General features: G+C 72.5%; 17 protein-coding genes and 1 pseudogene. 8 read left to right on the top strand and 10 right to left on the bottom strand.

The features are described 5' to 3' along the window. Nucleotides 1-24 precede the first annotated feature (24 nt). From ACFY0P_RS08270 to ACFY0P_RS08240, 7 genes and pseudogenes are all read right to left on the bottom strand, one after another. A pseudogene (locus ACFY0P_RS08270) lies at nucleotides 25-719 on the bottom strand (DinB family protein). Between the two features lie 115 nt (nucleotides 720-834). Next, complete coding sequence (gene paaE / locus ACFY0P_RS08265) at nucleotides 835-1,947, bottom strand: 1,2-phenylacetyl-CoA epoxidase subunit PaaE (protein WP_388908617.1); 1,113 nt, start codon at nucleotides 1,945-1,947, stop codon at nucleotides 835-837. Further along, a complete protein-coding gene (paaD, locus tag ACFY0P_RS08260; RefSeq protein WP_388908615.1) occupies nucleotides 1,947-2,462 on the bottom strand; it encodes a 1,2-phenylacetyl-CoA epoxidase subunit PaaD in 516 nt (171 codons plus the stop codon). Before paaD ends, paaE begins: the two co-directional genes overlap by 1 nt. Then, nucleotides 2,456-3,286: a 1,2-phenylacetyl-CoA epoxidase subunit PaaC gene (gene paaC, locus ACFY0P_RS08255; RefSeq protein ID WP_388908613.1), complete on the bottom strand. Its 831-nt coding sequence runs from the start codon at nucleotides 3,284-3,286 to the stop codon at nucleotides 2,456-2,458. The genes paaD and paaC overlap by 7 nt, the downstream gene beginning before the upstream one ends. A 9-nt stretch (nucleotides 3,287-3,295) precedes the next feature. After that, nucleotides 3,296-3,586 carry a 1,2-phenylacetyl-CoA epoxidase subunit PaaB gene (paaB, locus tag ACFY0P_RS08250; protein WP_388908611.1) on the bottom strand — a complete coding sequence of 97 codons (291 nt, stop codon included), beginning with the start codon at nucleotides 3,584-3,586 and terminating at the stop codon, nucleotides 3,296-3,298. After that, nucleotides 3,583-4,554, bottom strand: a complete 972-nt coding sequence (gene paaA / locus ACFY0P_RS08245) for a 1,2-phenylacetyl-CoA epoxidase subunit PaaA (protein WP_388908609.1) — start codon at nucleotides 4,552-4,554, stop codon at nucleotides 3,583-3,585. Before paaA ends, paaB begins: the two co-directional genes overlap by 4 nt. 226 nt (nucleotides 4,555-4,780) lie before the next feature. Then, nucleotides 4,781-6,001 carry a thiolase family protein gene (locus ACFY0P_RS08240; RefSeq protein ID WP_388908607.1) on the bottom strand — a complete coding sequence of 407 codons (1,221 nt, stop codon included), beginning with the start codon at nucleotides 5,999-6,001 and terminating at the stop codon, nucleotides 4,781-4,783. A gap of 204 nt (nucleotides 6,002-6,205) precedes the next feature. Between ACFY0P_RS08240 and paaI the strand changes: the two genes are divergently transcribed. From paaI to ACFY0P_RS08225, 3 genes are read left to right on the top strand one after another with little or no spacing between them, the layout of a single operon-like run. Next, entirely contained in the window at nucleotides 6,206-6,637 is a 432-nt protein-coding gene (gene paaI, locus ACFY0P_RS08235; protein ID WP_388908605.1) for a hydroxyphenylacetyl-CoA thioesterase PaaI, read from the top strand. After that, on the top strand, nucleotides 6,634-7,980 hold the full coding sequence (gene paaK, locus ACFY0P_RS08230; protein ID WP_388908603.1) for a phenylacetate--CoA ligase PaaK: 1,347 nt from the start codon (nucleotides 6,634-6,636) through the stop codon (nucleotides 7,978-7,980). Before paaI ends, paaK begins: the two co-directional genes overlap by 4 nt. 42 nt (nucleotides 7,981-8,022) lie before the next feature. Continuing rightward, complete coding sequence (locus ACFY0P_RS08225; protein WP_388908601.1) at nucleotides 8,023-8,508, top strand: GNAT family N-acetyltransferase; 486 nt, start codon at nucleotides 8,023-8,025, stop codon at nucleotides 8,506-8,508. A gap of 178 nt (nucleotides 8,509-8,686) precedes the next feature. On the opposite strand, the gene ACFY0P_RS08220 is transcribed toward ACFY0P_RS08225, so the two are convergent. Continuing rightward, nucleotides 8,687-9,745, bottom strand: a complete 1,059-nt coding sequence (locus ACFY0P_RS08220) for a glycoside hydrolase family 5 protein (protein WP_388908599.1) — start codon at nucleotides 9,743-9,745, stop codon at nucleotides 8,687-8,689. 257 nt (nucleotides 9,746-10,002) lie between these two features. On the opposite strand from ACFY0P_RS08220, the gene ACFY0P_RS08215 reads away from it, so the two are divergent. Further along, nucleotides 10,003-11,097 (top strand): LacI family DNA-binding transcriptional regulator, encoded by a 1,095-nt coding sequence (locus ACFY0P_RS08215; RefSeq protein ID WP_388908597.1) that lies wholly within the window; start codon nucleotides 10,003-10,005, stop codon nucleotides 11,095-11,097. Here the strand turns inward: ACFY0P_RS08215 and ACFY0P_RS08210 are convergent. After that, a complete protein-coding gene (locus ACFY0P_RS08210) occupies nucleotides 11,063-12,634 on the bottom strand; it encodes an FAD-dependent monooxygenase (protein WP_388908595.1) in 1,572 nt (523 codons plus the stop codon). The two genes, ACFY0P_RS08215 and ACFY0P_RS08210, sit on opposite strands and share 35 nt — an antisense overlap. A gap of 188 nt (nucleotides 12,635-12,822) precedes the next feature. Between ACFY0P_RS08210 and ACFY0P_RS08205 the strand changes: the two genes are divergently transcribed. From ACFY0P_RS08205 to gap, 3 genes are all read left to right on the top strand, one after another. Next, nucleotides 12,823-13,188 carry a low affinity iron permease family protein gene (locus ACFY0P_RS08205; RefSeq protein WP_388908593.1) on the top strand — a complete coding sequence of 122 codons (366 nt, stop codon included), beginning with the start codon at nucleotides 12,823-12,825 and terminating at the stop codon, nucleotides 13,186-13,188. A 66-nt stretch (nucleotides 13,189-13,254) separates the two neighbouring features. Then, nucleotides 13,255-14,211: a GlxA family transcriptional regulator gene (locus tag ACFY0P_RS08200; RefSeq protein ID WP_388908591.1), complete on the top strand. Its 957-nt coding sequence runs from the start codon at nucleotides 13,255-13,257 to the stop codon at nucleotides 14,209-14,211. A 108-nt stretch (nucleotides 14,212-14,319) separates the two neighbouring features. Then, nucleotides 14,320-15,315 (top strand): type I glyceraldehyde-3-phosphate dehydrogenase, encoded by a 996-nt coding sequence (gene gap / locus ACFY0P_RS08195; protein ID WP_388908589.1) that lies wholly within the window; start codon nucleotides 14,320-14,322, stop codon nucleotides 15,313-15,315. Here the strand turns inward: gap and ACFY0P_RS08190 are convergent. After that, complete coding sequence (locus ACFY0P_RS08190; protein ID WP_388908864.1) at nucleotides 15,236-15,637, bottom strand: MFS transporter; 402 nt, start codon at nucleotides 15,635-15,637, stop codon at nucleotides 15,236-15,238. The genes gap and ACFY0P_RS08190 overlap by 80 nt on opposite strands. On the opposite strand from ACFY0P_RS08190, the gene ACFY0P_RS08185 reads away from it, so the two are divergent. Then, nucleotides 15,543-15,809 carry a hypothetical protein gene (locus ACFY0P_RS08185; RefSeq protein WP_388908881.1) on the top strand — a complete coding sequence of 89 codons (267 nt, stop codon included), beginning with the start codon at nucleotides 15,543-15,545 and terminating at the stop codon, nucleotides 15,807-15,809. The genes ACFY0P_RS08190 and ACFY0P_RS08185 overlap by 95 nt on opposite strands. Nucleotides 15,810-15,995 lie beyond the last annotated feature (186 nt).

The raw sequence follows: 15,995 nt of genomic DNA, 5'->3' as shown, positions 1-15,995 counted from the left end.
CTTCGGGGTGCTGCCGGACCCCGCTCAGCGCCGGCCGGCCTGCCAGAGGTCCCGCAGCAGGGCGACCTCGGCCATGTGGTGGACGAGTTCGAAGTTCGTCTCCCACAGGACGTCCGCGAACGGGTGGTCCGGGTCGGAGCCGGACGGGTACCGGGAGAAGCCGACGGTGTCGAGCTGCTCGTCGGTCACGGTGGCGACGTCGGCCCGTCAGCGGTCCAGGGCCGCCCAGAACCGGTCGAGGGCCAGGACCGCGACGGGCGTGAGTCGACCAGCTGCGCCGGGTCCTGCCGCCGGCCGCCGAAGGTCCACTCCCAGCGGCCTGCGAAGCCCGAATGCAGGTGCCCGAGCCGCCAGGCGATGGTGGTGACCGGGGTCCGGTCGGGCTCCGGCGGTGCGGCGCTGCCGAGGATCTCCTCGACCCGCTGCACGCCGACGCTCCAGTCGTCGGCGATCTTCGCGGCGGTCATGCCTGCGGCGACCTGCCGGGCCACCTCCGCGTACTCGGTCGCCGGGATGTCGGGCGCACCTTTGTCGAGGACCCAGTCACCGGGGCCGTACGCCCTGGGTGTCGTCGCCTCGTCGCGCCGCCGGATCGACCACGAGCCGGGTTCCGGCTCCCACAGGTACTCCTCGTCGCCGAGCCCCGTCAGGCGCACCTGGGCCCGCTCCCTGGCGCAGTCGAACTGGTCCAGCAGCAGGCCCGGTCGTCCTGTCCCCATGCCCGGCTCCCTTCGCGCGGTCAGCCGTCCGGCTGCGCCCAGGCGGAGGTCGACGGCCCTCCCGTGCAACGCGACGGATTTCCGTGTCCCCGGCGGCGCGGCCCGCCGGGGGCGGTCAGCTGTCGTAGTCGACGGTCAACGACTCGGAGACCGGGTAGGACTGGCAGGTCAGGACGTAGCCGGCGGCCACCTCGGCGGGTTCCAGGGCGTAGTTGCGGCGCATGTCGGCCTCGCCGTCCGTGATGCGGGCGCGGCAGGTCCCGCAGACGCCTCCCTTGCAGGCGAAGGGGAGGTCCGGGCGGATGCGGGCGGCGGAGTCGAGGATGGTGCGCTCGCGCGGGAGGCGTGCGGTGGTGGAGCGGCCGTCCAGGGTGACGGTGACCTCGCTGGCCGGGCCGGTCGCCACCGCCTCCTCGTGGCGGACGGGCTCGATCGGCTCGTCGGCGAAGAAGAGTTCCTGGTGGATCCGGTCGGCGGGGACGCCCAGTTCGGCGAGCAGCTTCTGCGCGTCGAGGACCATGCCGTGCGGGCCGCACAGCCACCAGTGGTCGGTGCCCTCGATGTCGACCAGGCCCGCGACGAGGGCGCCGAGGCGGTCGCCGTCGAGGCGGCCGGAGAGGAGTTCGGCTTCCCGGGGTTCGCGGGAGAGGACGTGGGCGAGGTGGAAGCGGGTGCGGTACTCGTCCTTCAGGTCGGCCAGTTCGTCGGCGAACATCACGGTGTCGGTGCGGCGGTTGCCGTAGAACAGGGTCACCGTCGAGCGGTCGTCGGCGGCGAGGACCGACTCGGCGATGGACATCATGGGGGTGATGCCCGAGCCGGCCGCGATGAGCACGTGGTGGCCGGGGACCGTGAGGTCGGGGGTGAAGGCTCCGGTGGGGGCCATCACCTCGACGGTGTCGCCCGGCCGCACGTCGTGGACCAGCCAGGAGGAGAAGAGTCCGCCGGGCACCTCGCGGACGCCGATGCGGGGCGCGGTGCCGGCCGGTGAGCAGATCGAGTAGGAGCGCCGCTCGTCGCGCCCGTCGACCTCGCGGCGCAGGGTGAGGGACTGACCGGGGCCGAAGGCGAACTCCGCCGCGAGGGCCGTGGGGATGTCGAAGGTGACCGCCACGGCGTCCTCGCACAGGGGCTGGACCGCGGCGACGCGCAGGGCATGGAAGGCAGGGCGGCGCCGGCGTGCGGTCGTCGCGGGCGCACCGGCGGTCGGTGCCGTCAGCTCTGCCATCAGATCTCCTTGACGTACTCGAACGGCTCCCGGCAGCTGAGGCAGCGCCACAGCGCCTTGCAGGAGGTGGCCGCGAACCGGGAGGTCTCCTCGGTGGCGGCCGATCCGCAGCGGGGACACGGAACCGTGCGCCGGGTCGGCGACAGGTCCAGCGGGACGGGACCGGCGGGGCGCCGGGGCGCGGCGTTGGGCGGTGCGATGCCGTGTTCGGCCAGTTTGCGGCGCCCTTCGGGGGTGATCCAGTCACTGGTCCAGGGCGGGTCGAGGACCGTGCGGATCTCCACGCGGCCGAAACCGGCGTCCCGCAGCCGGGCGGCGACCCCGGCCCGCATCTCGGCCATGGCGGGGCAGCCCGAGTAGGTCGGGGTGAGGTCGGCGACCACCGTGCCGTCCGGCTCGACGGTGACGTCCCGCAGCACGCCGAGGTCGGCGAGGGTGAGCATGGGGAGTTCCGGGTCCGGTACCTGTTCGGCGATGTGCCGGGCCAGCCGGGCGTCGGTCAGAACGGTCACCATGTCGCCTCCGGGTGGGCGCGGGCCACGCTCTGCAACTCGGCGAGGAGCGGGACGAGATGACCGGTGTGCTCGCCTTCGCGGCCCCGGCCGGACAGTGGCGGGACGCTCGGCATGGGGAGTCCGGCCGCGTCGAGGACCTGGTGGAGGTCGGCCAGCACCGCGTCACGCACGTCGTGGGCGGCGAACAGCTCCTCCCAGTACGGGGCCTGCGCCTCCAGGGCCGTCAGCATCCGCGCATGCGACTCCTCCGTGCCGTCGCCGAGGCGTACGACCCACTCGGCGGCGTACTGCCGGTGGTACGCGAGCTCCTTCACGCCCTTGGCCGCGATCGCCGCGAGCACCGGGTCGGGCGCGGAGGCCAGTTCGGTGAAGTGGGCGAGCCGCCAGCAAGCGAACACCAGGAGCCGCAGGACGGAGAAGGCGAAGTCGCCGTTGGGGAGTTCGGCGAGGCGTACGTTGCGGAAGTCTGCGGCGTCCCGGAAGTAGGCGTAGGCGTCCTCCGCGCGGCCGGTGCCGTCCGTCTGGCCGCAGCGCGCGTACAGCAGTCGGGCCTGGCCCAGCAGGTCGAGCCCGATGTTGGCCAGTGCCACCTCCTCCTCCAGCTCGGGGGCGCGGGTGACCCATTCGGCGAGCCGCTGGGCCAGGACCAGGGCGTCGTCGCCGAGCGCCAGGCAGTTCGCGGCCAGTTCGGCGGCGTCGACGCCCTCGGGTACCGCGGTGTCGACTCCGTGCAGCGGGTCCTCGAAGCCGGTGCCGAACGCCCAGCGCGCGTCGCTGTCGTCGTGTCCTTCGGCCAGGCTCAGGTAGACGTGGTCGTCGCTCATCACCGGCTCCTAGATGTGCGGGACATCGTCGGGGATGTCGTAGAAGGTCGGGTGACGGTAGACCTTGTCGGCGCTGGGGTCGAAGAAGGGGTCCTTCTCGTCCCGGGTGGAGGCGGCGATGTGCTCGGAGCGCACGGCCCAGATGCTGACGCCCTCGTTGCGGCGGGTGTACAGGTCGCGGGCGTGGGTGAGGGCCATCTGGTCGTCTGCGGCGTGCAGCGAGCCGACGTGGACGTGGTTGAGGCCGCGCTTGCCGCGGATGAAGATCTCGTACAGGGGCCAGTTTTCGGTGTCGCTCATGCCACCGCCTCCTCGCGGGCTCGGGCGGCCTGCTTGGCGGCGTGGGCACCGGCGGCCGCACGCACCCAGGCACCTTCCTCGTGGGCGGTCCGTCGGCGCTCCATGCGCTGCGCGTTGCACGGGCCGTTGCCGCTGATGACTTCCTTCAGCTCGGAGAAGTCGGGGGTGCCGAAGTCGTGGTGGCCGCGCTCCTCGTTCCAGCGCAGCTCGGGGTCGGGCAGGGTCACGCCGAGCCTGGCCGCCTGCGGCACGGTCATGTCGACGAAGCGCCGGCGCAGTTCGTCGTTGCTGTGCCGCTTGATCTTCCAGGCCATGGACTGGGCGGAGTTGGGCGAGTCGTCGTCGGGCGGGCCGAACATCATCAGGGAGGGCCACCACCAGCGGTCCACGGCGTCCTGCACCATCTCCCGCTGGGCGTCGGTGCCGCGCATCATGGTCATCAGCAGTTCGTAGCCCTGCCGCTGGTGGAAGGACTCCTCCTTGCAGATCCGCACCATCGCGCGGGCGTAGGGGCCGTACGAGCTGCGGCACAGCGGCACCTGGTTGCAGATGGCCGCGCCGTCGACGAACCAGCCGATGACGCCGACGTCCGCGTAGCTGAGCGTCGGGTAGTTGAAGATCGACGAGTACTTCTGGCGGCCTTCGAGGAGGCGCTCGGTGAGCTCCGCGCGGTCGATGCCCAGGGTCTCGGCGGCCGAGTACAGGTACAGGCCGTGGCCGGCCTCGTCCTGGACCTTGGCGAACAGGATCGCCTTGCGGCGCAGCGAGGGCGCCCTGGTGATCCACTCGCCCTCCGGCTGCATGCCGATGATCTCCGAGTGCGCGTGCTGGGCGATCTGCCGGATCAGGGTCCTCCGGTAGCCCTCCGGCATCCAGTCGCGCGGCTCGATCCGCTGGTCCCGCGAGATCGTCGCCTCGAAATGGGACTCCAGATCGTGCTCGGCGTCCCTTCCGGCCGCTTCAGTCATCTCCACCAACTCCCAACCGACCATTCGTTCGGTTCATCATACGGCGCGCCCTCCCCGGTCTGGCAAGGGGCTACGCCGATCGGCACGGTGAGCGGTACGGCCGCCGCGCGCCCGGCACAGGGGCCGTGGCCCGCCACGGTCACCCTGCGCGGAGGCCCGGTCCGGTCCGACGACGATCCGTCGGCGCGCCCCTCGACAAGGAGGGCGTCGTACGTCAGGAAAGTGCTCACACCCGCTCCACAAGGAGTGCGACGCCCTGACCGACTCCCACGCAGAGCGTGGCCAGGCCGCGGCGGCCGTTCTCGCGTTCGAGGCGGCCCAGCAGGGTGAGCAGGATGCGGGCGCCGGAGCAGCCGAGCGGATGGCCGAGGGCGATGGCGCCGCCGTCGGCGTTGACCTTGTCCTCGTCGAGCTTGAGGCGGCGGATCACCGCCAGCGCCTGGGCGGCGAAGGCCTCGTTGAGCTCCACAGCGTCCAGGTCGCCGGTCTGCCGACCGGCGCGGGCCAGGACCTTCTCGGTGGCGGGGACCGGGCCAAGACCCATGAGGCTGGGCTGCACACCCGCCGAGGCCGAGGCGACGATCCGGGCCCGCGGGGTGAGGCCGTACCGCTCGACCGCCTCTTCGCTCGCGACCACCAGGGCGGCCGCGCCGTCGGACAGCGGCGAGGAGGAGCCCGCCGTGACGATGCCGTCCGCGCGGAAGACGGTGCGCAGGGAGCCCAGCTTCTCCAGGGTGGTGGAGGGGCGGGGGCCCTCGTCCCGGGTGACCTCGCCGTCGCGCACCGGTACGGGCACGATCTCGCGGTCGAAGCGGCCCGCCTCCTGGGCGGCCACGGCCCGCTGGTGGCTGCGCAGGGCGAAGGCGTCGGAGTCGGCGCGGGTGATGCCGTCGAGGGCGGCGACCTCTTCCGCGGTCTCGCCCATGGAGAGCGTGACCCTGACCGCCTCGGGTCCGGCGTCCGCGGGCACTTCCCGGTCGGCGGCGGTGAAGCGCGGGTTGGTGAACCGCCAGCCCAGGGCGGTGTCGTGCACCTGTCCCGGCTTGGCCCACGGCGTGCCGGGCTTCTCCATCACCCAGGGCGCCCGGGTCATGGATTCCACTCCCCCGGCGACCACGAGGTCCGCCTCGCCGGCGCGGATGGTCTGGGCGGCCGAGGCGACGGCCGTGAGACCGGAGGCGCACAGGCGGTTGACGGTGTAGCCGGGCACGGTGTGCGGCAGTCCGGCGAGCAGCACCGCCATCCGGGCCACGTCCCGGTTGTCCTCGCCTGCCTGGTTGGCGGCTCCCAGGACGACCTCGTCCACGGCTTCGCCGGGTACTCCGGAGCGCCGGACGGCCTCGCCGACGACGAGTGCGGCGAGGTCGTCGGGCCGTACGGCGGCCAGGGCGCCGCCGTAGCGGCCCTGCGGGGTGCGGGCTCCGTCGATCAGGTAGACGTCGGGCATCGGGCGGTCTCCTCGGCTTCGGGGCGCACGGTTCGGCGCGGCCGCGGGACGGCGCGGCGGCCGGTGGCGAAGGGGGTGTCGGACAGGGTGGCGCGGGCGCTTCCGCGGCCTGCGGACCGCCTCTTGACATGCAGGTGTGTTGCTGGATTACTTGACCACGCCGCACGCTAACCGAATGTTCGGTCGGTTCACAAGGTGGTGGAGATGACGACCCGGGTACCCGGCAGGACACCTGGCCCCGTCGAGACGATGTTCGCCGCGGACGAGGCGTCCCGGCGGCTGGGGATCGAGTTGCTGGAGCACGGCGAAGGGACGGCCGTGCTGCGGATGACCGTGACCGCCTCGCAGGTCAACGGGCACCGGATCGCCCACGGCGGACATGTGTTCCTGCTCGCCGACACGGCCTTCGCCTGTGCCTGCAACAGCCACGGGCCGGTGACCGTCGCCGCCGGCGCCGACATCGACTTCGTCGCGCCCGCGTACGAGGGCGACGTGCTGGTCGCCACCGCGCGGGAGCGCGTCCGGTTCGGCCGCAGCGGTGTCTACGACGTGAGTGTCGTGCGCGGCGACGAGGTGATCGCGGAGTTCCGCGGCCGCAGCCGCACCCTCCGCACGCAGCACGAGGAGCCGCAATGAGCAGCGAAGTGAGCGCGCCCGAACCGAGGGGCACCCGCCGGGGAGAGCCGCTTCCCGAGGCCCTGCTGGACGAGGCCGAGCGGATGTCCCGCGAGGAGCTCGAGGCGCTCCAGCTCACCAGGCTGCGCACGACGCTGCGACACGCTTACGACCACGTGGAGCTGTACCGCAAGAAGTTCGACGCGGCCGGCGTGGGCCCGGACGACTGCCACACCCTCGCGGACCTCGCCCGCTTCCCCTTCACGACCAAGGCCGACCTGCGGGACACCTACCCCTTCGGCATGTTCGCCGTGCCGATGTCCGAGGTGCGGCGCGTGCACGCCTCCAGCGGTACCACCGGCCGCCCCACCGTGGTCGGCTACACCGACAACGACCTGTCCATGTGGGCCGACGTCGTCGCCCGTTCCATCCGGGCGGCCGGTGGCCGACCGGGACACAAGGTCCATGTCTCCTACGGCTACGGCCTGTTCACCGGCGGCCTCGGCGCCCACTACGGCGCCGAACGCGCCGGCTGCACGGTGATCCCCGCCTCCGGCGGCATGACCGCGCGCCAGGTGCAGATCATCCAGGACTTCCGGCCCGAGATCATCATGGTCACGCCCTCGTACATGCTGACCCTGCTCGACGAGTTCGAGCGCCAGGGTGTCGACCCGCGCTCCACCTCCCTGAAGGTCGGCATCTTCGGCGCGGAGCCGTGGACGGAGGAGATGCGCCGCGAGATCGAGGAGCGCCTGGACATCCACGCGGTCGACATATACGGGCTGTCCGAGGTCATCGGCCCAGGGGTCGCACAGGAGTGTGTGGAGACCAAGGACGGGCTGCACGTCTGGGAGGACCACTTCTACCCGGAGGTCGTGGACCCGCTGACCGACGAGGTGCTGGCGGAGGGCGAGGGCGGCGAACTGGTCTTCACCTCGCTCACGAAGGAGGCGCTGCCCGTCATCCGCTACCGCACCCGGGACCTGACCCGGCTGCTGCCCGGCACGGCGCGGCCCGGGTTCCGCCGGATCGAGAAGATCACCGGCCGGTCCGACGACATGATCATCCTTCGGGGGGTCAACGTCTTCCCCAGCCAGGTGGAGGAGATCGTGCTGCGGACGCCGGGGGTGGCTCCGCACTTCCAGATCCAGATCAGCCGGCGCGGACGCATGGACCACATGACGGTCCGGGTGGAGGCACGGCCCGACGCCGGCCCCGCCGACCGGGAGGCCGCCACCAGGATCATCGCCCAGGGCATCAAGGACGGAGTCGGCGTCACCGTGGAGGTCGCGGTCGTCGAACCGGAGACGCTGGAGCGCTCGCTCGGCAAACTCCGCCGGGTGAAGGACCTGCGCAAGGAGTAATGCGCTGGCGGGCGAACGGCCGGCTTGCCTACCGTCCTCCCCATGCCCGAACTCCAGTTGCTCCGCGCGGACCACGCCCCGGCACTGCTCGCCTTCGAGTTGGAGAACCGCGCCTATTTCGCGGCGTCCATCCCTGACCGCGGCGACGAGTACTTCGCCCGGTTCGACGAGCGGCACCGGGCGCTGCTGGCCGAGCAGGAGGCCGGGACCTGCTACTTCCATGTGCTGGTCGATCCGGCGGGCGAGGTACTGGGGCGGGTCAATCTGGTGGACGTCGCCGACGGCGGCGCCGACCTGGGGTACCGGATCGCGGAGCGGGCCACCGGGCGGGGGCTCGCCACCTGGGGCGTACGGGAGGTGTGCCGACGTGCCGTCGACACCTACGGACTGACCACCCTGCGGGCCGGCGCCGCCCTCGGCAACACGGCGTCCCGGGCCGTCCTCGCCCGGACCGGATTCACCGTGACCGGCGAGACACAGCTCTCGCGCGGGCCGGGGCTGACGTATGTGCTCCGCCTGCAGCCGTAGGCATGCACGGGAACCCTGAGCGCTCCGCCGGCCCTGCCGCGACGCGCAGTCGTTCGATCGCGGCGCCGTCGTGGCTGGTCGCCCAGATCCTCCCCCAGCGCCCCCTCGGGGCCCTGCCGAGACGCCTGATTCAGGGCGGCCGCAGTGCCCGCAGGCACCACGGCCGCCGTGGCGTCGGTCAGCCGCTCACCGGCCTGCCGCGCCCCCAGGCCCAGGCGAGGCGGTCGGCGCCGGACTGGTTGGTGGTGGCCAGCCAGGGGCGGGACGCGTCGCCGATCAGCTTCTGGATCGAGTACGTGTCGTCGGTGCGCAGACCGGGCCAGTACACCGAGCCCATGCCGAGCTTGCGGAAGGTGTCCGTGTCGGCCTGGATGAAGTTGACGGAGTTGTCGTCGGGAGCGGGCTTGTCGTAGTCGAGGCCTGTGGTCATGGGGGCGCCGAACTCGTCGGCGACCGTGCGGTTCGCGCAGTCGCCGAGCCGCTCCTTCAGGTCGGCCACCCACTGGTCGTAGGTGGCGTAGCTCTTCCAGAAGCCGTAGTGGTGGAGGGAGAGGTAGGTGCCCTTCAGGCGCGGGTCGGCGCAGACGGTGGTGACGTGGTCGTTGTAGCCGGCGCCGCTGACGAAGACACGGTCGTGCGGGACGGACGGGTAGGTCGCCAGCCACTTCGCGGCGAGGTCGGCCCATTCGGCGTCGGTGTAGCCGTGCGGCTCGTTCATGGGCTCGAAGTAGACGTGCGGGTCGTGCCGGTAGGCCTTCACGACGGTGTCCCACATGGGCCAGTAGGTGGCCTCGTCGTCGATGAAGCCGTCCTTGTTGGCGCCGGTGCCCTCCCAGTAGGAGACGATCACCTTGAAGCCCTGCGCGGAGGCCGCGTCGATCACCCCGCGGTACGACTTCCAGTACGAGCCGTTCACCGTGTACGGGTTGATGGGCAGCCGCACGGTGTTGGCGCCGAGGTTGGCGCGGAAGGCCGCGATCACCCGGGTCGCCTTGGCGTAGGTCTGGGCGTAGCTGTCGGAGAGCGACAGGCCGGAGAGGACCACCGGGTCGTCGGCGTAGTTGTCGCGCGGGTCGGCCCAGTTGACGCCCTTGAACTGGCTGGTGCCGTGCCCCGGCACGGCGGCGGAGGCGGGGCTGCCGGTGAGGGTGGTGGCGCCGAACGCGGCGATGGCGACCGCCGCGAGGGCGGCGCGGGTGCGGGGGGTGACACGGGTTCTGGCGGGGGTCTTGCGCATCAACGTGCCCTTTCGGAAGACGGCGGCTCGACGCAGGGGCCCGCGGGCCCGACCGCGTGTTTACGTAAACATCGACGCGGCATGTTCACGTGAACATCTCCTCCGCGACCCCTGCCGGCGGGATCTCCGTCGGGGCTGGTCACGGGGCGATGTTTACGTAAACTCGAAAGCGTCGGAATCGTGGCACCCGCTCCTGCGGCCGTCAAGATTCCCGGTCCCGACTTCCCGTGCATGAAGGAGATTTGAGGGATGGGGCGATGGTCCTGAACGAACCGGAGCAGCCGGTCGCGCCGGCCGCGGGCGGTGCGCGGCGGGGCGGTTCCGGGGTGCCCGGCGGGCGCCGCAAGCAGCGCGTCTCCATGGCGGACGTCGCCGAACTCGCCGGTGTGTCCTCGCAGACGGTCTCGCGGGTCTCCAACGGGCATCCTGGAGTGGTCAGTTCCACCCGGGAGCAGGTGCTGACCGCGATGCGGGAGCTCGGCTACCGGCCCAACAGCGCGGCCCGCGCCCTGCGTTACGGCCGGTTCAACACCATCGGCGTGATCCTGTTCAGCCTGTCCTCCACGGGCAGCAGCCGCACCGTCGAGGCGATCGCCACGCATGCCGCGGCCGAGGGCTACGCGATCACCCTCATCCCCATCGACGTGGCCACGCAGGACAACGTGCTGGGCGCCTTCACGCGGATGGGTGAGCTGGCGGTGGACGCCGTCATCGTCATCATGGAGATCCACCTGCTCGACACCGCGACCGTCCAACTCCCGCCCGGAGTCCATGTGGTGGTCGTGGACTCGGACGCCGGGGACCGCTACAGCGTGGTCGACACCGACCAGGCCGACGGCGCGCGCGGAGCCGTACGGCACCTGCTGGACCTGGGCCACCGCACGGTGTGGCACGTGGCAGGTCCCGAGTCCTCGTACGCGGCCCAGCGCCGTGCCCAGGCCTGGCGGGCGGTACTGCAGGAGGCGGGGTGCCCGGTTCCGGCGCCCCTGCGCGGCGACTGGTCGGCCGAGTCTGGGTACGCGGCGGGGCTCGCGCTCGCCGAAGAGCCGGGCTGCACCGCCGTGTTCGCGGCCAACGACCAGATGGCCCTGGGCCTGCTGCGGGCCTTCCACGAACAGGGCCGGTCGGTCCCGGCGGAGATCAGCGTGGTCGGCTTCGACGACACCCCGGACGCGGCCTTCTTCATCCCGCCCCTCACCACCGTCCACCAGGACTTCGCCGAGGTCGGCCGCCGCTGCGTGGAGGGCGTGCTGCGCCGGCTCCGCACCGGCGACGACTCCCGCCCCGGCACCGACCTCGTCCCGGCCCGCCTGGTGGTCAGGGAGAGCACCGCCCCGCCGCGCACGTCGTGACGGCGGTCAGGGCGTCGCGCAGGGCCGAGCCGGCCGGCGGGGGTTCGTCCCAGCGGGCGGCGATGTGGCCGTCGGGGCGGACGAGAAGCGCGCCGCCCTGCGGGCTCAGGCCGTACCGGTCGGCGTGGTCGCCGGGCAGCGGCTCGACACGCAACGGCCATGGTCCGGCGGCGTGTCGCTGCCAGTGGCCGGGGTCCCGGGTGAGCAGCGTGAACCACTCGCCGAGCGCGTCGAGCGTGGAGCGGTCGGGGGTGAGCCAGTGGTGGGGCATGCGGTGGCCCGGCTCCGCGGTGGGCACGTACTCGGTGCCGGAGGCCTCGCGGCGACCGTCGCCGTCGCCGAGGACGGCGGCGGACTCGTACGCCGTGCCGAGCACCAGGCCGAGCTGTGCGAAGTACCGTTCCGACCAAGGCAGTTCGACCGGCGTCGACGAGCCGCTGCGCAGCTGTTCCTTGCGCAGGTCCTGCACCTGGAGCAGGAGGTGGGTGTTGGCGACCGCCTGGCGGAGGGTCTCACAGGCCACCGGCCGGCGCTCCGTCTCGTACGTGTCCAACAGGGCGGGGTCGGCCCAGCCTTGGAGCACGCCGGCCAGTTTCCAGGACAGGTTGTGCGCGTCCGCGACGCCGGCGTTCATGCCGAGGCCGCCGATCGGCGGGACCGCGTGCGCGGCGTCCCCGGCCAGCAGGACCCGGCCCTGCCCGAAGCTCTCGGCGACGTACGCGGTCATCGACCAGTGCTGGACCCGCACCACGTCGGCCCGTACGCCGGCGGCGGGGCCGAGCGCGTGCGAGACACGGCCGGACCAGTCGGTCTGCGCGGTGCCGTCGGGCGTGGCGCCGAACCAGGCCCAGCCGCCGTCCGGGTAGAGCGGGGTGAAGGTGCCGAACGCGGTGAAGTAGACCCCCGCGGGCTGGTGCGCGCACCAGCGGGCCAGGTCGGCGTCGAACACGACGGTGGTGTAGTCGCCGAGCGCTCCGGGGCCGGTGGTGGCGATGCCCAGCCGCTGGCGGACGGTGGAGTTCGCGCCGTCGGCGGCGACCACGTACCGGGCCCGGACACGGGTCCGCACGCCGCGTTCGCCGTCGAGGAGCACGGCGACGACCCCCTCCGTGTCCTCTTCCAGGTCGGCCAGTTCGGTCCCGAACCGCACCTCTCCCCCGGCGGCGGCGAGCAGCGTGGGCTCCAGCCGGTCCTGCGAGGTGACGACGCCGACGACCGGGCTCTCGGGGACCGATGCGCGGACCCCGACCATCGCGGCGCTGGCGAAGTCGGGGTCGCAGAGGGTGTCCCGGAAACGCACCCGGCCGTACTCGGGTGCGAACGCGTCCGCCGTGATCCGCTCGGCGACCCCGAGCCGGCGGAAGATCTCCATGGACCGCACGTTGACCAGGCGGGACCGGGGAAACGGGGACAGCTCCCGGTGCTTCTCCACCAGCAGGGACGGCACACCCCAGCGATCCAGCAGTGCCCGCGCGGTGAGCCCGACCGGCCCCCCGCCGACGATCAGCACCGGCACCTGTGCGTCCGCTCCAGACATGGCTCCATCATCCGGTTCCGGCGCCCGGCCGCCGTGACCGACCGCGGTCATGCACCCGAACGAGTTCCCGCCCGCGCAGGGGGCGGAGGCCCGCCGGCACGGCCGCGGATGAAGGGGGGCGGCGCAGGGTACCCGGGCCGGGATCGTGGTGACGGGCACCGCGCGGGCCTGGGAGTTCTCCTGTGTCCATGACGCATCCGGCCGAGCGCTCCCGCAACGGGCGGGGCTGGTTCGAGCGGCTGGCCGAGGCGGCCTCGAACCTCACCAGCTCCCTGGCGTTCATGTGCTTCTGCCTGGCCCTGGTCGCCGCCTTCGTCGCCGTGCACCTCGCGGGTCTCGCGCTCACCTGGCAGCTGCTCGTCGGGGACGTCATGACCTCCGTGAACCTGCTGCTGCTCGCCCTGCTGAAGAACTCCGAGCGCCGGGCGGAACACGCCATCCAGCGCAAGCTCGACAGCATCGCCGCCGCGCTGCTCGGCCAGCGGGAGGGCGACCGCCCGGAGGAGGCGGCCGAGGAACTGCGCAAGGCGATCCGGATGGAGGAGGAGCTCTGACGACCCGCCCGCGGCCGGTGGGCGGGCCGCATCGGGGGCGGGCCGGGTCCTCGTACCCTGTTCGATGTGCCTGCCGTCCGTCTGCATCGCGTCGCCGTCCTTGTGCTGGAGGGGGCCAAACCCCTCGACGTCGGCATCCCGGCACAGGTGTTCACGACCCGGGCGAGCATGCCGTACGAGGTACGGGTGTGCGGCGCGGCGCCCGGTCTGGTCACCGGCGGCGACGGGCTGTCGTACCACGTCGCCGACGGCCTGGACGCGCTGGAGTGGGCGGAGATCGTGTTCGTGCCCGGGTACCGGTTCCCGGACCGGGACGACCCGCCGCCGGCCGTCGTCGACGCACTGCTCGGCGCGCACCGGCGGGGCGCGCGGCTGGCCGCCATCTCGACGGGGGCCTTCGCGCTCGCCGCGACCGGCCTGCTCGACGGCAGGCGCGCCACCACGCACTGGCACTACACGCGGGCCCTCGCCGAGAAGCATCCGCTGGTCAAGGTGGACGAGAACGTACTGTTCGTCGACGAGGGCAGCGTGCTGACGTCGGCCGGCGCGGCCTCGGGGATCGACCTGTGCCTGCACATCCTCCGCGGCGACCTGGGCGTCGCCGCCTCCAACCACGCGGCCCGGCGGCTGGTGGCGGCCCCGTACCGCAGCGGCGGCCAGGCGCAGTACGTGCCGCGCAGCGTGCCCGAGCCGCTGGGAGAGCGGTTCGCCGCGACCCGCGAGTGGGCGCTGCACCGGCTCGGACAACCGCTCACCCTCGACGTGCTCGCCCGGCACGCGGGGGTGTCGGCGCGGACCTTCTCGCGGCGGTTCGTGGAGGACACCGGGTACACGCCGATGCAGTGGGTGATGCGCGCCCGGATCGACCTGGCCCGGGAGCTCCTCGAACGGTCGGAGCGGAGCGTCGAGCAGATCGCCGACGACGTGGGCCTCGGCACCGGGGCGAACCTGCGGCTGCACTTCCAGCGGATCCTCGGTACGACACCGAGCGACTACCGGCGCACCTTCACCAAGGGCGAGTAGCGCTGCCCGGGTGATGCTGGCGGGATCCTTTCGAACCATGGCGATCTCGCCTCTGTCCCGGCCGCGGGCGGGCCGCGAACCTGGTGGCGTAGCGAAGGGACACCACTTATGACTCGTATCGCCGTCAACGGATTCGGCCGCATCGGACGCAACGTGCTGCGCGCCCTGCTGGAGCGGGACAGCAGCCTGGAGATCGTCGCCGTCAACGACCTCACGGAGCCGGCCGCCCTCGCGCGGCTGCTCGCCTTCGACTCGACGGCCGGCCGCCTCGGGCGCCCGGTGAGCGTCGACGGGGACGTCCTCGTCGTCGACGGCCGCCGCATCAAGGTCCTCGCCGAGCGCGAGCCGGCGCAGCTGCCGTGGGCCGAACTCGGCGTGGACATCGTGCTGGAGTCGACGGGCCGCTTCACCTCCGCGAAGGCCGCCCGCGCCCACCTCGACGCGGGCGCCCGGAAGGTGCTGGTCAGCGCGCCGTCGGACGGTGCCGACGTCACGCTGGCGTACGGCGTGAACACCGACGCGTACGACGCGGAGCTGCACACGATCGTCTCCAACGCCTCCTGCACGACGAACGCGCTCGCGCCGCTGGCCGCCGTCCTCGACGAACTCGCCGGTATCGAGCACGGGTTCATGACCACGGTGCACGCCTACACGCAGGAGCAGAACCTGCAGGACGGCCCGCACCGCGACCCGCGGCGCGCCCGGGCCGCCGGTGTCAACATCGTGCCGACCACGACGGGCGCCGCCAAGGCGATCGGTCTGGTGCTGCCGAACCTCGACGGGAAGCTGTCGGGCGACTCGATCCGGGTGCCGGTGCCGGTGGGATCTATCGTCGAGCTCAACACGACCGTCTCCCGTGACGTGACGCGCGACGACGTGCTGGCCGCGTACCGCGCGGCGGCCGAGGGGCCGCTCGCGGGCGTCCTCGAGTACTCGGAGGACCCGCTGGTGTCGTCGGACATCACGGGCAACCCAGCCTCGTCGATCTTCGACTCCGCCCTGACCCGCGTCGACGGCCGCCACGTCAAGGTGGTCGCCTGGTACGACAACGAGTGGGGCTTCTCGAACCGGGTGATCGACACGCTCGAACTGCTCGCGCGTTAAAGGCTGTCGACCGGTGGAGAGCGGCCGGCCACCGTCCGGTGGCCGGCCGCTCTCCGCTGTACGTGAGGACGTCAGCTCGCGGCCCCGGCGGGGTGCGCCGCCGCCTCCGGTGCCGCCTGCGGGGCGCGTGGACGACGCTGCCGGCGGTCAGGCAGACCACGCAGCCGAGGCAGAACAGCGCCAGACCGGCGAGGTAGGTCTTCTTGCGGCCGTACAGGTCACCCACCATGCCGCAGGTCAGGAGGAGCGCCGCGGTCGGCAGGATGAAGGCGTCGGTGATCCACTGGAAGCCCTCGGTGGAGGCGTCGAGGGCCTGTTGCACGACCGGCAGGGCGACGGAGACACCGACGACCGGCAGGTACGAGACGAACACCCCGAGGCAGGCCAGCACGATGGTGGCCGTGATGTGCCGGGTGCCGGTGTCGGGCGGCTCGGACGACGGGGGCGAGGCAGGAGAAGGCAAGGCCACAGGGCACCTCGGAGCAGTGGAGTGACAGGGCGACGTACGGGGGCGGAGCTGGGTGACCTGTCGTCTCCCGATCGACGGGTGCACCGCGGCTCTGCCGCCGTGCCGACAGCGGGAGCCGCGTCAGGTCGGTCCCGGCTGCCGTCCGCGCGGCGCCTGCGCGGCGGGTTCGGCCGGAATCTCCGTTGACGTGAGCCACTTCTGCCGGGGCAAG

The organism is Streptomyces sp. NPDC001714, assembly GCF_042892755.1.
Classification (GTDB): domain Bacteria; phylum Actinomycetota; class Actinomycetes; order Streptomycetales; family Streptomycetaceae; genus Streptomyces.
This window is presented reverse-complemented; position numbering and strand designations above follow the sequence as displayed.